General features: G+C 64.2%; 11 protein-coding genes. 3 read left to right on the top strand and 8 right to left on the bottom strand.

Going from position 1 to position 15,678, the window contains the following annotated elements:
• From CK228_RS06775 to CK228_RS06740, 8 genes are all read right to left on the bottom strand, one after another.
• On the bottom strand, positions 1–639 hold the full coding sequence (locus CK228_RS06775; protein WP_095771878.1) for a helix-turn-helix transcriptional regulator: 639 nt from the start codon (positions 637–639) through the stop codon (positions 1–3).
• A gap of 120 nt (positions 640–759) precedes the next feature.
• Positions 760–951 (bottom strand): RNA-binding protein, encoded by a 192-nt coding sequence (locus CK228_RS06770; protein ID WP_245437981.1) that lies wholly within the window; start codon positions 949–951, stop codon positions 760–762.
• A 42-nt stretch (positions 952–993) separates the two neighbouring features.
• Entirely contained in the window at positions 994–1,437 is a 444-nt protein-coding gene (locus CK228_RS06765) for a nuclear transport factor 2 family protein (RefSeq protein WP_095787305.1), read from the bottom strand.
• A gap of 338 nt (positions 1,438–1,775) precedes the next feature.
• Positions 1,776–3,995, bottom strand: a complete 2,220-nt coding sequence (locus CK228_RS06760; protein ID WP_095787304.1) for a 3-hydroxyacyl-CoA dehydrogenase NAD-binding domain-containing protein — start codon at positions 3,993–3,995, stop codon at positions 1,776–1,778.
• A gap of 14 nt (positions 3,996–4,009) precedes the next feature.
• Positions 4,010–5,218: an acetyl-CoA C-acetyltransferase gene (locus CK228_RS06755; RefSeq protein ID WP_095787303.1), complete on the bottom strand. Its 1,209-nt coding sequence runs from the start codon at positions 5,216–5,218 to the stop codon at positions 4,010–4,012.
• 33 nt (positions 5,219–5,251) lie between these two features.
• Positions 5,252–6,421 carry an acyl-CoA dehydrogenase family protein gene (locus CK228_RS06750; RefSeq protein ID WP_095787302.1) on the bottom strand — a complete coding sequence of 390 codons (1,170 nt, stop codon included), beginning with the start codon at positions 6,419–6,421 and terminating at the stop codon, positions 5,252–5,254.
• Positions 6,422–6,523: 102 nt separating this feature from the next.
• Positions 6,524–8,314, bottom strand: a complete 1,791-nt coding sequence (locus CK228_RS06745) for an acyl-CoA dehydrogenase (RefSeq protein ID WP_095771873.1) — start codon at positions 8,312–8,314, stop codon at positions 6,524–6,526.
• Positions 8,315–8,707: 393 nt separating this feature from the next.
• Positions 8,708–9,169, bottom strand: coding sequence for a MerR family DNA-binding transcriptional regulator (locus CK228_RS06740; RefSeq protein ID WP_081296132.1), 462 nt, complete (start codon positions 9,167–9,169; stop codon positions 8,708–8,710).
• A 452-nt stretch (positions 9,170–9,621) separates the two neighbouring features.
• Here CK228_RS06740 and CK228_RS06735 point away from each other — a divergent pair, with 452 nt between their 5' ends.
• The 3 genes from CK228_RS06735 (at position 9,622) to CK228_RS06725 (ending at position 15,592) form a co-directional block, all read left to right on the top strand.
• Entirely contained in the window at positions 9,622–13,686 is a 4,065-nt protein-coding gene (locus CK228_RS06735) for a peptidoglycan-binding protein (protein ID WP_095787301.1), read from the top strand.
• A 191-nt stretch (positions 13,687–13,877) separates the two neighbouring features.
• Positions 13,878–14,801, top strand: coding sequence for a sulfite exporter TauE/SafE family protein (locus CK228_RS06730; protein ID WP_095771871.1), 924 nt, complete (start codon positions 13,878–13,880; stop codon positions 14,799–14,801).
• Complete coding sequence (locus tag CK228_RS06725) at positions 14,801–15,592, top strand: TIGR02186 family protein (protein ID WP_095771870.1); 792 nt, start codon at positions 14,801–14,803, stop codon at positions 15,590–15,592. The genes CK228_RS06730 and CK228_RS06725 overlap by 1 nt, the downstream gene beginning before the upstream one ends.
• Positions 15,593–15,678 lie beyond the last annotated feature (86 nt).

The raw sequence follows: 15,678 nt of genomic DNA, 5'->3' as shown, positions 1-15,678 counted from the left end.
CTACTGGCTTGCCCAGACAATCCGCGCCACCCATTCGACCTCGCGCATGGGAATGTCGCGGTCGGGATGATCGGGATTGAGTGAGACCAGCGCGATCGACTTGACGGTCTGGCGCTCGAGCACCTTGGCCATCACCTCGCCCGATATGGTCTTGACGACGACGCGATCGCCCTTGCGGGTGATGGCTCCCGGCTCGACGATGAGGACGTCGCCATTGCGATAGAGCGGCAGCATGGAATCGCCCTGCACCTGCAGCGCATAGGAGCTTTCGGTCGATTGCGCCGGCAGTTCGACCAAATCCCAGCCCTGCCCGGCCGGAAACCCGGCATCATCGAAGAAGCCACCGGCACCGGCCTGGGCAAAGCCGAGCAGCGGCACGGAGCGCCTGTAGGCGGGCGCAGCGCCTATGCGGCCTTCGATCAGCCCGGTGAATTCGTCGAGCGAGGCACCCGTCGCCTCGATGATCTTGGCCAGTGATTCGGTCGAGGGCCAGCGCGGCCGGCCATCCGAGGACAGGCGCTTCGACTTGTTGAAGGCGGTCGAATCGAGGCCCGCGCGCCTCGCCAGACCTGACGCCGAAAGCGAATAGCGCTCGGCAAGAGCATCGATGGCAGCCCAGACACGCTCATGCGAGAGCAATCTCGCTCTCCTCGAAACAGGAAAAAATGCCTCTTCCTGTCTAGCGCGCATTCGCCGCCATGTCCACCGGGCGCAGGTAGTGTCTTAGTTTGCGGAGCGGCAATGGCGAGAGGCGCGCGCCTAGCGCTTCCAGCGGCTTTCCGCCTCCTTCTTCGCGATCTCGGCGCGCCGTTCTGGCGTCATATTCTCGGCGCGCTTCTTGCCACCCTTCGAATCAAGCTCTTTGGCGGCGGCGCTCTTGCCGTCGACCTGCAGATCGTCGGCTTCCTCGCCGGTAGCAATGCGCATGGTGCGGACGGCATTGCCGATCACATCGGCGGGACGCTTTTGACCTTTCGGTCCGGTTGGTATCTTCTACTGACCAACCACCGACGCCGCTGGCCGTCCCGACGTGATAGGATCGGCGTGACGTAGAACGATCCTCCACACGCCATCCTCCCGCCGGAAAATAGTGGTGGTCCGAAGCGCAATCGGCGCCAGTTTATCGGCGCCGCCAACCTTGGATCGGACCCGCTCGATCTCCATGATATAGCCCAAGTCTGCCGTCGCGTACTCGGCAATTCGCTCAAAGCCGATGACCTCGCCATCCCGGTAGTTGGCGGCAGCTCGATCCATGGTCTCAGCAGCCTTTGTCCATCCCCTGGCCGGTGGACCGAACGGGTTCGCGATTATCACGTCATCGCGTCGCGAATACAGGCTTTTCAGGGGCTCGGGATCGCCCTTAACAAAAGCACCCACAGCCAAATGATCCTGTTCGATGACATTCGTGAGGTCGGAGGACAACATTCCAATGCCCATCAAATTTGGCTTTCCCAAACAAAATCATACCGCATCGGAAGGGCAAGAGCGAGCAGCGCGTAAAGGCCGCCGGATTTCAAACTGAGACACTACCCGGGCGCAGCTGGCGGATCGCTAACAAAACTGCGTGCCGCCACGCCCAGACGGCGCGCCCTTGGCCGCGCGAAGAGCGCGGTTTCAGCGGTCGATGGTCGGAGATCAGCCTATCCGGGCGCAGGCCCTGATGGGAGGTTATGAACATCCGCTCGGCCACGGCTGCGTGCCGTGGCCATCATGCGCAAAATGAACGTGCTATGGCGTCCCTTGTGTGTCGGCCAGCCTTTGTGTTTCGGCCGGCGTCAGGCGGCCTGTTTCACGTCGCCCTTGGCGTAGGGATCGAAGCGCTGGTAGAAAGTTTCGCCCTTTTCGGCCATGTCGAGGAGCAGCTTGGGCGCCTTGAACTCGGCGCCGTATTTCTTCTGCAGTCCCTTGGCGATCTTGACGAATTCCTTGGCGCCGATGCCGTCGATATAGGACAGCGCGCCGCCAGTGTAGGGCGCGAAGCCGAAGGCCAGGATCGAGCCCACATCGGCCTCGCGAGGATCGGTGACGATGCCTTCCTCCATCACCCGCGCCGCTTCCAGCGCCGTGGTGACCAACAGCCGTTGCTGCAGCTCCTCGTAATCGACCTTCTCGGGCGCAAGCTGCGGATAGAGGTCCTTCAGTCCCGGCCACAGCTTCTTCTTGGCCGGCTTGGCCGGATAATCGTAGAAACCCTTGCCGTTCTTGCGGCCGAAGCGGCCATGGTCGTCGACCATGGTGTTGATCAGCGCTATCTGCTTGGGGTCGACGGCCTTGTCACCGAGATCCCTGATGGTCTGCTTCATGATCTTCTGGGCAAGGTCGATCGCCGTCTCGTCGGTCAGCGCCAAGGGACCGACCGGCATGCCGGCGGCCTTCGCCGCATTCTCGATCATCGGCGCGGGCACGCCCTCGATCAGCATCTTGTAGGCTTCCGACATGTAGCGCAGCACGCAGCGGTTGACGTAGAAGCCGCGCGTGTCGTTGACGACGATCGGTGTCTTCTTGATGGCTCGGACAAAGTCGATCGCGGTGGCGAGCGCCTTGTCGCCGGTCTTCTTGCCCAAAATGATCTCGACCAGCATCATCTTGTCGACCGGCGAGAAGAAGTGGATGCCGACAAAATGCTTCGGCCGAGCCGAATTCTTCGCCAGCGAGGTGATCGGAATGGTCGAGGTGTTCGACGCGAAGATCGCGGACGACTTAAGCACGGCTTCCGCCTGTTCTGTGGCGGCCTTCTTGACGGCCGAATCCTCGAACACCGCCTCGACCACGAGGTCGCAGCCGGCAAGATCGGCATAATCGGCTGTCGGCGTGATCAGCGACAGGAGCTTGTCCTTCTCCTCCGGCTTGGCGCGGCCCTTCCTGACCTGATCCGAGACCAGGCTGTCCGAATGCGCCTTGCCCTTTTCGGCCGACTCCATGTCGCGGTCGAGCAGCACCACCGGAATGCCGGCCTTGGCCGTGACATAGGCGATACCGGCGCCCATGAAGCCGGCGCCGAGAATGCCGATCTTCTTGAACTTGGTTTCCGGCACGCCGTCCGGGCGGCGGGCGCCCTTGTTCAGTTCCTGCAGTGACACGAACAGCGAGCGGATCATCGCCGCCGCTTCCCTGGTCTGCATGATCTCGGTGAAATAGCGCTGTTCGATTCTCAGAGCGGTGTCGAACGGCACCAGCAGGCCTTCATAGACGCATTTCAGGATGGCGGCGGCGGCCGGATAATTGCCATAGGTCTCGCGGCGCAGGATCGCGATGGCCGGCGGCCACAGATTGAAGCCGGCCGGCGTATAGATCTGACCGCCGGGCAGCCTGAAGCCCTTCTCGTCCCAGGGCTGGACGGCTTTCAGTCCGTTCCTGATCATGGCCTTTGCCGTCTCGACCAGCTTGGCCGGCTCGGCGATCTCGTGGATCAGGCCCATGGCCTTGGCCTTCTGCGGCGACAGATTCTGGCCGGAGGTCAGCATCTGCAGCGCCTGCTGCTGATCGGTCAGCCGCGGCACGCGCTGGGTGCCGCCGGCGCCGGGGAAGATGCCGACCTTGACTTCCGGCAGGGCCATCTTGACCTTGTCTGAATCGGCGGCGACGCGACCGTGGCAGGCCAGCGACAATTCGAAGGCGCCGCCCATGCAGGTGCCGTTGATCGCCGATACCCAGGGCTTGCCCGATGTTTCGAGCTTGCGCCACAGACCGCTCATGCGACCGGCATTGTCGAACAGCAGCTTTGCCGCCTTCTCCGGGTCCTTGGTCTTTTCCCTGGCGAACACGGCAAGCATCTTCTGCAGCATGGTCAGATCAGCGCCGCCGGAGAAGCTGTCCTTGCCCGAGGTGATCACCGCACCCTTGATGCCGGCGTCGGCCACCACCTGGTCGATGATCTTGTCGAGTTCGCCCATCACCTCCTCGGTGAACACGTTCATCGAGCGATCCGGCATGTTCCAGGTGACGAGCGCAATGCCGTCAGCGTCGGTATCGAGGGTGAAATTGATGTAGCTCATTGTTTCTCTCCCCGTCAGACGCGTTCGATGATCGTTGCGGTGCCCATGCCGGCGCCGATGCACAGCGTCACCAGCGCGGTGTTCAGATCGCGGCGCTCGAGTTCGTCCAGCACCGTGCCGAAGATCATCGCGCCGGTGGCGCCGAGCGGATGGCCCATGGCGATGGCGCCGCCATTGACGTTGATCTTGTCGTGCGGGATCTCGAAAGCCTGCATGTAGCGCAGCACAACCGAGGCGAAGGCCTCGTTGAGCTCGAACAGGTCGATGTCCGACAGCTTCATCTTGGCGCGCTTCAGGAGCTTCTCGGTGACATCGACCGGGCCGGTGAGCATCAGCACCGGCTCGGAGCCGATATTGGCGAAGGTGCGGATGCGCGCGCGGGGCTTGAGGCCCATCGCCTTGCCGGCCTTCTTCGAGCCGAGCAGCACGGCCGCCGCGCCGTCGACGATACCGGACGAGTTGCCGGCGTGGTGGACGTGGTTGACCTCTTCCACCTCGGGGTGCTTCTGCACCGCGACCGCATCGAAGCCGCCCATTTCGCCGGGCATGACGAAGGATGGGTTGAGCGATGCCAGCGACTGCATGTCGGTCGAAGGCCGCATGTGCTCGTCATGGTCGAGGATGGTCAGGCCGTTCTGGTCCTTGATCGGAATGACCGAATTCTTGAAGCGGCCGTCAGACCAGGACTTGGCGGCCCGCGTCTGGCTTTCGACCGCATAGGCGTCGACGTCGTCCCGGGAGAAACCGTATTTGGTGGCGATCAGGTCTGCCGAGATGCCTTGCGGCACGAACCAGCCGGGCAGGCCGACCGAAGGATCCATGAACCAGGCGCCGCCGGAGGCACCCATGCCGACGCGCGACATGGATTCGACACCACCGGCGATGACGATCTCGTCGGCGCCCTGCGCGATCTTGGCGGCGCCGAAATTGATGGCGTCGAGACCGGAGGCGCAGAAGCGCGAGATCTGCATGCCAGGCGCCTTGGTGTCGTAGCCGGCCTCGAAGGCGGCGGCGCGCGGAATGACCGAGCCGGCCTCGCCGACCGGATCGACGCAGCCGAAGATGATGTCGTCGACGGTGCCGGTGTCCAGCCCGTTGCGGTCGCGCAGCGCTTCCAGCGTCTTGGCGGCAAGCCGCACCGCCGGCACTTCGTGCAGCGATCCATCCTTCTTGCCCTTGCCGCGCGGCGTGCGCACGGCGTCATAGACGTAAGCTTCGGCCATTTTCGTGCTCCTTGGGTTTGCCGGTCGCCGCTCTCAGAGCGAGCGGCCGATCAGCAATTTCATGATCTCGTTGGTGCCGCCGTAGATGCGCTGGACGCGAGCGTCGCGGAACATGCGGGCGATCGGATATTCATTCATGTAGCCATAGCCGCCGTGCAGTTGAAGGCATTCGTCGACGACTTTTCCCTGCAGGTCACTCAGCCAGTACTTGGCCATCGAGGCCGTCACGGGATCGAGGCCGCCATTGATGTGGCGGGTGACGCAGTCATTGTAGAAGACGCGGCCGATCGTCGCCTCGGTCTTGAGCTCGGCCAGCTTGAACTGGGTGTTCTGGAAATCGATGATCGCCTTGCCGAAGGCCTTGCGTTCCTTGACGTAGTCGATGGTCAACGCCAGCGCCCGCTCGATCATGGCAATGGCGCCTGTGCCGATCTGCAGCCGCTCCTGCGGCAATTGCTGCATCAGCTGGATGAAGCCCTGCCCTTCCTCGTGGCCGAGCAAATTGGAGGTCGGGACGCGCACGTCGTTGAAGAACAGTTCCGACGTGTCGTTGGCCTTCAGGCCGATCTTGTCGAGGTTGCGGCCGCGCTCGAAACCTTCGACCTCGTCGGTCTCGACGACAATGAGCGAGGTGCCCTTGGCGCCCTTTTCCGGGTCGGTCTTGGTGACGACGATGATGAAGTTGGCCAGTTGGCCGTTGGTGATGAAGGTCTTGGAACCATTGATCCTGTACTGGTTGCCGTCCTTCTCGGCCCGCGTCTTGACGCCTTGCAGGTCGGAGCCGGCGCCCGGTTCGGTCATGGCGATGGCGCCGATCAGCTCGCCGGTGGCGAGCTTCGGCAGCCACTTCTTCTTCTGCTCCTCGGAGCCGTAGTGGAGGATGTAAGGGGCGACGATCGAATTGTGGAGGCCGATGCCAAAACCGTCTACACCGACATGGCCGATCGCCTCGATGATGGCGCTCTCATGCGCGAAGCTGCCGCCGGAACCGCCATATTCCTCCGGCATCGAGGCGCAGAGCAGGCCGGCGGCGCCGGCCTTGCGCCAGCTCTCGCGGTCGACCATCTCGTTCTTCTCGAACTCGTCGTAGCGCGGCGCGATCTCCTCCGACATGAAGCGGGTTGCCATGTCGTAGAGCATGCCGACCTCGTCCGCCGCCCAGGCGGGCTTGGGAAGGCCAAGTATCTCGGCGGGGCTGGTCATGTGGATATGGTACTCCTCCCAGAGCGCATCGTCAGCGTTGAGGCCGGCGCACGTCACGCTGGCCTCAACCGACCCTCCCCCCTAAGGAGAGGGCAACCATCTTTAGAACGCTTCCGCAGGCAGGGCCATCAGCGTGTCAGCGCCGCTCGAAATACGGGCGAGATGCGCCGACGTCTCCGGCATGATCCGCTCCATGAAGAAGCGCGCCGTCACCACCTTGTTGTCGTAGAAGGACTGGGTGCCGTTGGCGCCGGTCTTGCCCTGAGCTGCCTTGGCCATCTGCGCCCACATGTAGCCCAGAGCAACAAGGCCGAAGAGGTGCATATAGTCGGTCGAGGCCGCGCCGGCATTGTCGGGCTTGGCCATGCCGTTCTGCACCAGCCACATGGTCGCGGCCTGCAGGTCGTTCAGGCCCTTCTTCAACCCCTTGGTGAAGGGCGCCATCTTCTCGTCGGCGCGGTTCTCCTCGCAGAATTCGCCGACCTCCTTGAAGAAGGCCTGGATGGCGCGGCCGCCATTCAGGCCGAGCTTGCGGCCGACGAGGTCGAGCGCCTGGATGCCGTTGGCGCCTTCATAGATCATGGCGATGCGGGCATCGCGCACGAACTGGCTCATGCCGTGCTCTTCGATATAGCCGTGACCGCCGAACACCTGCTGCGCCATGACGGCGTGGTCGAAGCCCTTGTCGGTGAGCACGCCCTTGACCACCGGCGTCATCAGGCCGGTGTAGTCGTCCGCCGCCTGGCGGTCCTTGTCGTCGGCGGAGCGATGCGCGACGTCGGACTTGATCGCCGTCCACAGCGCCAGCGCACGGCCGGCCTCGTTGAAGGCCTTCATGGTCATCAGCGAGCGGCGGATGTCGGGATGGACGATGATCGGGTCGGCCTTCTTGTCCGGCGCCTTGGCGCCTGAGAGCGAACGGCCCTGCAAGCGGTCCTTGGCGTAGGCAACGGCGTTCTGGTAGGCGATCTCCGACAGCGAAAGCCCTTGCAGGCCGACGCCGAGGCGGGCCTCGTTCATCATCGTGAACATCGCCTTGAGGCCGCCATTCTCCTCACCGAGCAGCGTGCCTTCGGCCTCGTCATAGTTCATGACGCAAGTCGAATTGCCGTGGATGCCCATCTTCTCCTCGATCGAGCCACAGGAGAGCGTGTTGCGTTCGCCCGGATTGCCCGCAGCATCGAGCTTGAGCTTCGGCACGATGAACAGCGAGATACCCTTGACGCCTTCCGGCGCGCCTTCGATGCGGGCCAGCACCAGATGGACGATGTTGTCCGACATGTCGTGCTCGCCGGCTGAAATGAAAATCTTTTGGCCCGAGATCTTGTAGGTACCGTCGCCGTTCGGCACCGCCTTGGTGCGCAGCAGGCCGAGATCGGTGCCGCAATGCGGTTCGGTCAGGTTCATGGTGCCGGTCCAGGAGCCCTCGACCATCTTCGGCAGCCATTTGGCCTTCTGCTCGTCGGTGCCGTGGGTGATGATCGCCGCGATGGCGCCCTGGGTCAGGCCCGGATACATCATCAGCGACATGTTGGCCGAGACCATGTATTCGGCGACGGCGGTGTGCACGGCATAGGGCAGGCCCTGGCCGCCAAACTCGACCGGCGCCGCCAGCCCCATCCAGCCGCCTTCGCGATACTGGCCGAAGGCCTCCTTGAAGCCTTTGGGCGTGGTCACCGAGCCGTCGTCGTGACGCACGCAGCCTTCCATGTCGCCGACGCGGTTGAGCGGATGCATGACGTTTTCGGCGAGCTTGGCCCCTTCGGCCAGGATCGCTTCCAGCACGTCTGGCGTCGCGTCGGCAAATCCGGGAAGGTTCGAATAGCGCTGATAGCCCAGCACCTCGTTGAGTACGAACAGCGTATCCTGGACCGGCGCCCTGTATGTCGGCATGCTTTTTCTCCACCCTGCGGACCTGGTCCGAATGCCCCCGAATTGATGTCAGGGCAGCATGCAGACCCGTGTTGAAGCCGGGATAGCAAAAATTGACGTTTGCGTAAACGTCAATTTTTTGATGCGACAAGATTTCCCGACCACCCAGCTTGGGGAAGCTAGAGTGTTTCACCGTTTCACGGAAACGGCGAAACGCTCTATCTCATTGTTTTAACGCAAGTCCGGACGGAAAACCGCTCACACTTTTCCTGGAATTGCTCTAGCGGTGCGACGTCATGCAGGCCAGCGCCGAGGAAACCAGCTGGACAGATGCAGGCAACGAAAAAGCCGCGCGGCAGAGCCACGCGGCTTTGATGGTCGAGACTCCGACTGAGTCGGAACCGGTGGATTGCTTCAGCTCGCGACGCTTGCCTGCGGTGCCGTGCGCTCGGCCAGCATCTGGCGCACCGCGGACATCGAGCCGGAGAGCTCGTTGATGGCGTCATCGATCAGCGCCCGCTGCTTCTGCAGGCGGGCGAGTTGCTTCTCCGACTTGTCCAGCGCCAGCCGCAGCTGCTTGGTGTTGGAGCCCGTCGGATCGTAGAGATCCATCATCTGCTTGACGTCGCGCAGCGAGAACCCGACCTTGCGGCCGAGCAGGATCAGCTTCAGGCGGGCCTTGTCGCGGCGCGTGTAGAGACGGGTGGAGCCGTCCCGCTGCGGGTTGAGCAGGCCCTTGTCTTCGTAGAAACGCAGCGTGCGCAGCGTCACGCCGTATTTCTTGGCCATTTCGCCGATGCGGGCGAGGTCCTCGCCGGCTTCGACAGATACATTATTGGTATTGGCCGCGGTCTCGCCGGCCGAGATAAGCTTCATGGTCACTGGCTTTCCCCGTCTGGTGGCGCCGCGGTCCTGGACCATGCGTCGCCTGACTGGAAGCGGGGGCGTGCTTCCAGTCGTGGTTTCGACAAACAAAATCGCAAACAGCACACTCAAATGCGCCTTTTACGTTTACGTCAATTCTATACCGATAGCCGCCTCATGACGCAAGGGGCGTTCTGTGAAGGTGCTTTATGCCGCACCGTGGAAGCGAGCGCGAACTTCCTTCCAACTTCTTAAGCTTGGTTAACGCGTTGTTTACCACGTTGGGGGAAATGTGGGCGCGTCGGCTACCCGTGTTTATCCTGTATCGAATTTTTCACGGTTTTCGGAGCGCGGGTGGAACCCCGGGAAGCTTGTCTTCCACCGTGGAAGCGCGGTCGCCTTCGTTCCGGCAGGGACTTGGGGAGCTGGTCGCAAGCCGGCCAATCTGAAAGACGGACGCACCGATGAACAGCAAGCGGTCCTATCTCGACACACTCAACGCCGGCAGGCAGCGCAAGCCGCAGACCACGCTCGAGCAACTGAACCGCTCGCTGGAGACGCTGGAACAGCGGCTGGGGCAGACCCGCGAGGAGGTGACGGCACGTCCCGCTCCGCGCCAATACGGCGCGGACACGCGCTATCCAGCCACCGAACCGCGCTATCCCGCCGCCCAGCCAACCGCTCAGCAGCGCTGGTATGAGGATCCGCGGCCGGCGGCGCGCCCGCAGACCCCGGCGCCGGCCCCCGCCTTCGACCAGAACTACCAGGCCATCGCCCGTGACATCGACCGCGTGCGCGGCCAGGAAGACAGCGTCGCCATGGTCGGCAAGATCGCCGGCGAATTGCGCGGCATGCGCGAGGAACTGCGCCACCAGATGACGGCGGGCCTGCAGCGCGAATTCGATGCGCTGCGCAAGGATATCGACCGCGCTTTCCAGGCCAACGCCAGGTCCGGCACAGCGGGCAAGGGCAGTGCCGAACTCGGCGTCGAATTCGAACGGCTTTCCGGCGCCATCAAGTCGCTGTCGGAGAAAAGCGACGACAGAAGCGTCAACATGCTGCGGCTGGAACTCGAGCAGGTGAAGGCCGCGCTCGACACGCTGGCGCGCGAGGAGAGCGTGCAGAAGGTCGACCGCCGCTGGGACGATTTCGACCGCCGCTGGACGGCTTTCGAGGACCGCGTCGACGCCGACCAGCGCAAGCGCTCCGACGACCCCGCCCTTGCGGCCCTGACCGACCGGCTGGAGCAGATCAGCAACGCCGTCAACAATCTGCCTGAATCGCTGTCGCTGCGCTCGCTCGAGGAAAAGGTGCGCACGCTGGCCGGCGCCGTCGAACACTTCGCGGGCCAGCAGGACAATCGCGGCGGCGACACGCTTGCCATGATCGATGAGCGGCTGGACGAGATTTCCCGCGCCATCGTTGCCTCGACCGTCGCGGCACAGGCCAATTCCGTCGACCACGAAGCCTTCGACCGTATCGAGAAGCGCATCGACTCGCTCGCCCGGCAGATCGAGGAGGTGGCGCAGGATCGCCCCGGCAACGCGGTCATGGATCGCCTGAGCACCCTGTCGAGCCGCGTCGACGAACTCGCCGGCCGCGCTAATTTGCCCGAACAGGCGATGGAACGGCTGGCCAAGCAGATCACCCTCATCGCCGACAAGATCGACCAGGCGCCGGCCATGCCCGACGCCGACTACATCTTCCACGGGCTCGAGCAGCGCTTCGACGTGCTGTCCGGCATGATGGAACGCCGCCAGGGCGATGCCATCGAACAGGGCAACATGCTGTTTCGCGATCTCGAGCGCCGTCTCGACGAGGTTGCCGACCGGCTCGACCAGCGCCTCGCGCCGCAGATCGACAGCGCCGGCATCATGGAAGCCATCGACGCCCGCTTCACCGCACTCGCCACGCGCATGGAGAGCCGCGCCGCCGATCCCGCCGGCGAAGCGGCGATCCGTGGACTGGAAAGCCGGCTCGAGGACATTTCCAGCCGGCTCGACGCCTCGGCGGCCCAAGTGGCCGGCATCGATCCGGCGCTGATCCGCAGCCTGGAGGCACAGGTCGCCGGCCTGTCCGCCCATCTGTCCAGGCCCAGCACGCCGCTGCCGGAATTTGAGGACATCAGCCCGCGCCTCGACGAAATCGAGAAGGCGCTGGCCGGAACCCGCGATTCCATCCTCGGCGCGGCACGCGAAGCGGCCGAGAACGCGGTGCGTTCGCTGGCCGGGTCGAACGCCAATGCGTCGGCGGTTTCCGGACTCGCCCAGGACCTGAAAACGCTGGAAACGCTGACGCGGCGCTCCGACGAGCGCAATTCGCGAACTTTCGAGGCCATCCACGACACGCTGCTCAAGATCGTCGACAGGCTGGGTTCGCTGGAAACCAACGAGCCGTCCGAAGCGGTGAGCGAGCTCCTGGCCACGCGCCAGGACGAGGCGGCCGGCAAGCGCCGCACACGAACCGCCAAGATGGCTGTCGAAGCGCCGTCGATGGATATCGACGAGCCGATGCCGCTGACCGGCGACATGGCCGATCTCGATGCCCGCGCCGCCGCCATAATGCGTAACGAGGGCGCGCGTAGCGACCTGGGTACGCGTGGCGACCCGGGTACGCGTGGCGAGCTGGGCACGCGAACGCCGGCGGAAGCCGCCGCCGCCGCCGCTATGGCCGCACTCGGTTCCGACACCATCGCCGAGAAGGACCAGCCGGCAGGCCGCAAATCGATGTTCGGCGGGCTGGCCCGCGCCTTCAAGGGCAAGAAGGTGGCGGCGGACGTCCCGCCGCTGGCCGGTTCGCCGCCGAGCAGCGATATTCCGACGGTCGATCTTGACGAGCCGCTCGACCCGAAAGTGGCCAACCGCCCGCTGGAGCCAGGCTCCGGCGCGCCCGACCTCAATGCCATCATGAAGCGGGTTCGCGACGAGCGCGGCCAGCCGGCAAAGCTTGGCGAAAGCGACGCCGCCAAATCGGATTTCATCGCAGCCGCGCGGCGCGCCGCGCAGGCCGCCGCCGCGGAGGCCGACGCCCTGAAGCGCCAGTCGACGGTGAAAGGCCCGGTGAAGGCGCTCAGGATCGGCGACCTGCTCAAGGCGCGGCGCAAGCCGATCCTGATGGCGGCGGCAGCGATCATGCTGGCGCTTGCCGGCCTGCAGCTCGGCAAGGCGTTCCTCTCTGATCCCGTTCAGGTGGCAAACAACGACGCCGCACCGGTCGTTGCCGCGCAGCCGGTGCAGACTGCATCCGTCGACACGGCGAGCCAGCCGAAGGCGGAAGCCCAGCCGGCAGCGACGGACGACGAGCCGGCCCGTGCCGTCAGGCAGGCCGAGCAATCCGCGCCCACGACCAAGGACGACATGGTGGCGCAGACCGCCATGGCGATGCCGTCGGACACGGACGCAATGGCGAATACGGCGCCGGTTGCAGAGGCCGCTGCTTCTGCCGCCTCTTCCGGCCCCATGGCTTCGGCCGCTCCAGCACCAGTTGCGCCTATCGCCGCGCCCCCTATGGATGCGACGGCTTCAGAGCCGGCCGCTGCTACCGGCGGTGCGCAAGCGACGGATACCGATACCCAGCCGGTCGCAGCCCCAACGGCGGCCAACGACGCCATCGCCAAGGACACGACCGGTGCCGTTGCACCGACGGCTGCCCCTGCGACAGCAGCCGCGGCCAAGTTCGACATTCCGACCGATGCCGGCCCGGCCGCGCTGCGCGATGCCGCCGCTGGTGGCGACGCCAAGGCGCTGTTCGAGATCGGCTCGCGCTACGCGGAATCTCGCGGCGTCAAGGAAGACATGGCGGCAGCCGCCAAATGGTACGAGAAATCGGCTGAACTCGGTTTCGCCCCGGCCGAATACCGCATCGGCAATTTCTATGAGAAGGGCATCGGCGTCGCCCGCGACATCAAGAAGTCGAAGACCTGGTACCAACTGGCCGCCGAGCAGGGCAATGCCAGCGCCATGCACAATCTGGCCGTGCTGTTCGCCATGGCCGCCGATGGCGTGACCGACAATGAATCGGCCGCGCACTGGTTCCAGGAGGCCGCCGATCTCGGCGTCAAGGACAGCCAGTTCAATCTCGGTATCCTGGCCGCCAAGGGCGTCGGCATGAAGCAGAACCTCGAGGAATCCTACAAATGGTTCGCTCTCGTCGCCAAGACCGGCGACAAGGACGCTGCCGCCAAGCGCGACGAGATCGCCAATGCGCTGCGGCCCGAACAGCTCGAGCGGGCACGCGCCGCGACCGAACTGTGGAAGGCCAAGCCGCTCAATGCGGCGACCAATTCGGCCGACATTCCCGAATCCTGGCAGGAAGGCACGCCGCAGACGACCGCCGGCATCGACATGAAGAAGGCGGTCAAGAACATCCAGCTCATCCTCAACAAGAACGGCTATGACGCCGGCGGCGCCGACGGCGTCATGGGCGAGAAGACCAAGACCGCGATCATCGCTTTCCAGACCGACAACAAGCTGCCGGCGACCGGCGCTGTCGATGAAAAACTGGTGCGGGCGCTGCTGGCGCGCAAATAACAGAGAAGCGTCGTTTCCACGACGCTCTTGCCACACATTTGCCTGTTAACTGATTGAGATATTTTTTGTTTCGACGCGGCGACGGGGTTTGACCCCGCCGCCGCGTCGGCGCAAGGAAAAATTGGCTTTTCGGTGCGAGACTGCCCAGAACGGCTGTATTCGCCGACAGGCAAACTGATCGAGACTGACGGGTGGGCATCTATCTCCCGATTGCGGAAATTTCCGTCAACGTCTTCGTGCTGCTGGCCATGGGCGCTGCGGTGGGCTTCCTGTCGGGCATGTTCGGCGTCGGCGGCGGGTTTCTCATCACGCCGCTCCTGATCTTCTACAACATCCCTCCGGCGATCGCGGTCGCCACCGGCGCCAACCAGGTCATCGCCTCGTCCGTCTCGGGCGTGCTGTCGCACATGAAGCGAGGCACGCTCGACTTCAAGCTCGGCGGCGTGCTTCTGGCCGGCGGCATCATCGGCTCCACCGCCGGTATCTACGTGTTCGCCTTGCTGCGCCGACTTGGTCAGCTCGACCTGTTCATCTCGCTGCTCTATGTCGTGCTGCTCGGCACGGTCGGCGGGCTGATGCTGGTCGAAAGCATCAATGCGCTGCGCGCCACACGCAGCGGCGCCGCGCCGGTGCTGAAGAAATCCGGCCAGCACAACTGGATACACCGGCTGCCGCTGAAGATGCGCTTCAGGGCGTCGAAACTGTTCGTCAGCGTCATCCCGGTGCTCGGCCTTGGCGCCGGCATCGGCTTCCTGTCGTCGATCATGGGTGTCGGTGGCGGCTTCATCATGGTGCCGGCGCTGATCTATCTGCTCAAAGTGCCGACCAATGTCGTTATCGGCACCTCGCTGTTCCAGATCATCTTCACGTCCGCCTACACCACGCTGGTCCACGCCACCACGAACCAGACGGTCGACGTCGTGCTGGCCTTCCTGCTGATGGCGGGCGGCGTCGCCGGCGCGCAATATGGCGCCAAGGCCGGCCAGAGGCTGCGCGGCGAGCAGCTCAGGGCGCTGCTGGCCTTGCTGGTGCTGGCTGTGGCGATCAGGCTGGCCATCGATCTTTTCGTCACCCCGCCCAATCTCTATTCGCTGTCCAGCGCGGGCCTCAACTGATGGCGGGCCCGAAGGCATTCGCAGCCGCCATCCTCCTGTCACTGCTTACCGCCGCCGCGCCGGCGAAGGCACAGACGCCGCTGACGGAAGGCATCCAGATCGGTCTCTCCACCGACAATGTCTCGATCACCGCCGGTTTTTCCGGCGCCGACCTGACCATCTTCGGCTCGCTGGAAAATCCCGATCCGCTGGTCGCCCGCCAGGGCCGCTACGACGTCATCGTCGTGCTCGAAGGGCCACCCAAGCCGGTGGTGGTACGCCGCAAAGACCGGGTGCTCGGCGTCTGGGTCAATCTGGACTCCGAAACCTTCGAGAACGTGCCGGTCTCCTATTCGGTGGCGACGACGCGGCCGCTGCAGGACATCACCGAACCAAACAGCTACAAGCAACTGTCGCTCGGGGCCTCCAACCTCTACATGCAGCCCGCCGACGCCGGCGACGGCCCGGCAACGATCGAGGAATTCACCGCGGCGCTGCGCGAACGCAAGGGCGCGGCCGGCCTCTACAGCGAGAATGTCGGCGGCGTGCAGTTCCTGTCGCAGAACCTGTTCCGCGCCACCGTCAGGCTGGCACCGAATGTGCCGGTCGGAACCCATAAGGCCCGCGCCTTCCTGTTCAAGAGCGGCCTGTTCATCAAGGAGAGCTCAGCCCAGCTCGAAATCCGCAAGTCCGGCTTCGAACAGTCGATCTTCCGGGTCGCCCATGACTACTCCTTCCTCTACGGCGTCTTCGCCATATCGCTGGCCATGCTGACGGGCTGGCTCGGCAGGCTGATCTTCCGCAAGGATTGAGCGGCCAAAAGGGGTTTCCCTTTCCCGCGTCATGCTATAGACCGCACCTCCCCGCCCAACGGGCAAGCACGCACAATTCAATTCGG

This window comes from Mesorhizobium sp. WSM4312, from assembly GCF_002294875.1.
GTDB lineage: Bacteria > Pseudomonadota > Alphaproteobacteria > Rhizobiales > Rhizobiaceae > Mesorhizobium.
The sequence above is the reverse complement of the archived record's forward strand: the minus strand, read 5'-3'. Positions and strand labels throughout refer to the sequence as shown.

Coding starts and splice junctions, on each gene's coding strand:
- CK228_RS06765 (WP_095787305.1), bottom strand. CDS start 1,437: ATGGGCATTGGAATGTTGTCCTCCGACCTCACGAATGTCATCGAACAG.
- CK228_RS06760 (WP_095787304.1), bottom strand. CDS start 3,995: ATGAGCTACATCAATTTCACCCTCGATACCGACGCTGACGGCATTGCG.
- CK228_RS06755 (WP_095787303.1), bottom strand. CDS start 5,218: ATGGCCGAAGCTTACGTCTATGACGCCGTGCGCACGCCGCGCGGCAAG.
- CK228_RS06750 (WP_095787302.1), bottom strand. CDS start 6,421: ATGACCAGCCCCGCCGAGATACTTGGCCTTCCCAAGCCCGCCTGGGCG.
- CK228_RS06745 (WP_095771873.1), bottom strand. CDS start 8,314: ATGCCGACATACAGGGCGCCGGTCCAGGATACGCTGTTCGTACTCAAC.
- CK228_RS06740 (WP_081296132.1), bottom strand. CDS start 9,169: ATGAAGCTTATCTCGGCCGGCGAGACCGCGGCCAATACCAATAATGTA.
- CK228_RS06735 (WP_095787301.1), top strand. CDS start 9,622: ATGAACAGCAAGCGGTCCTATCTCGACACACTCAACGCCGGCAGGCAG.
- CK228_RS06725 (WP_095771870.1), top strand. CDS start 14,801: ATGGCGGGCCCGAAGGCATTCGCAGCCGCCATCCTCCTGTCACTGCTT.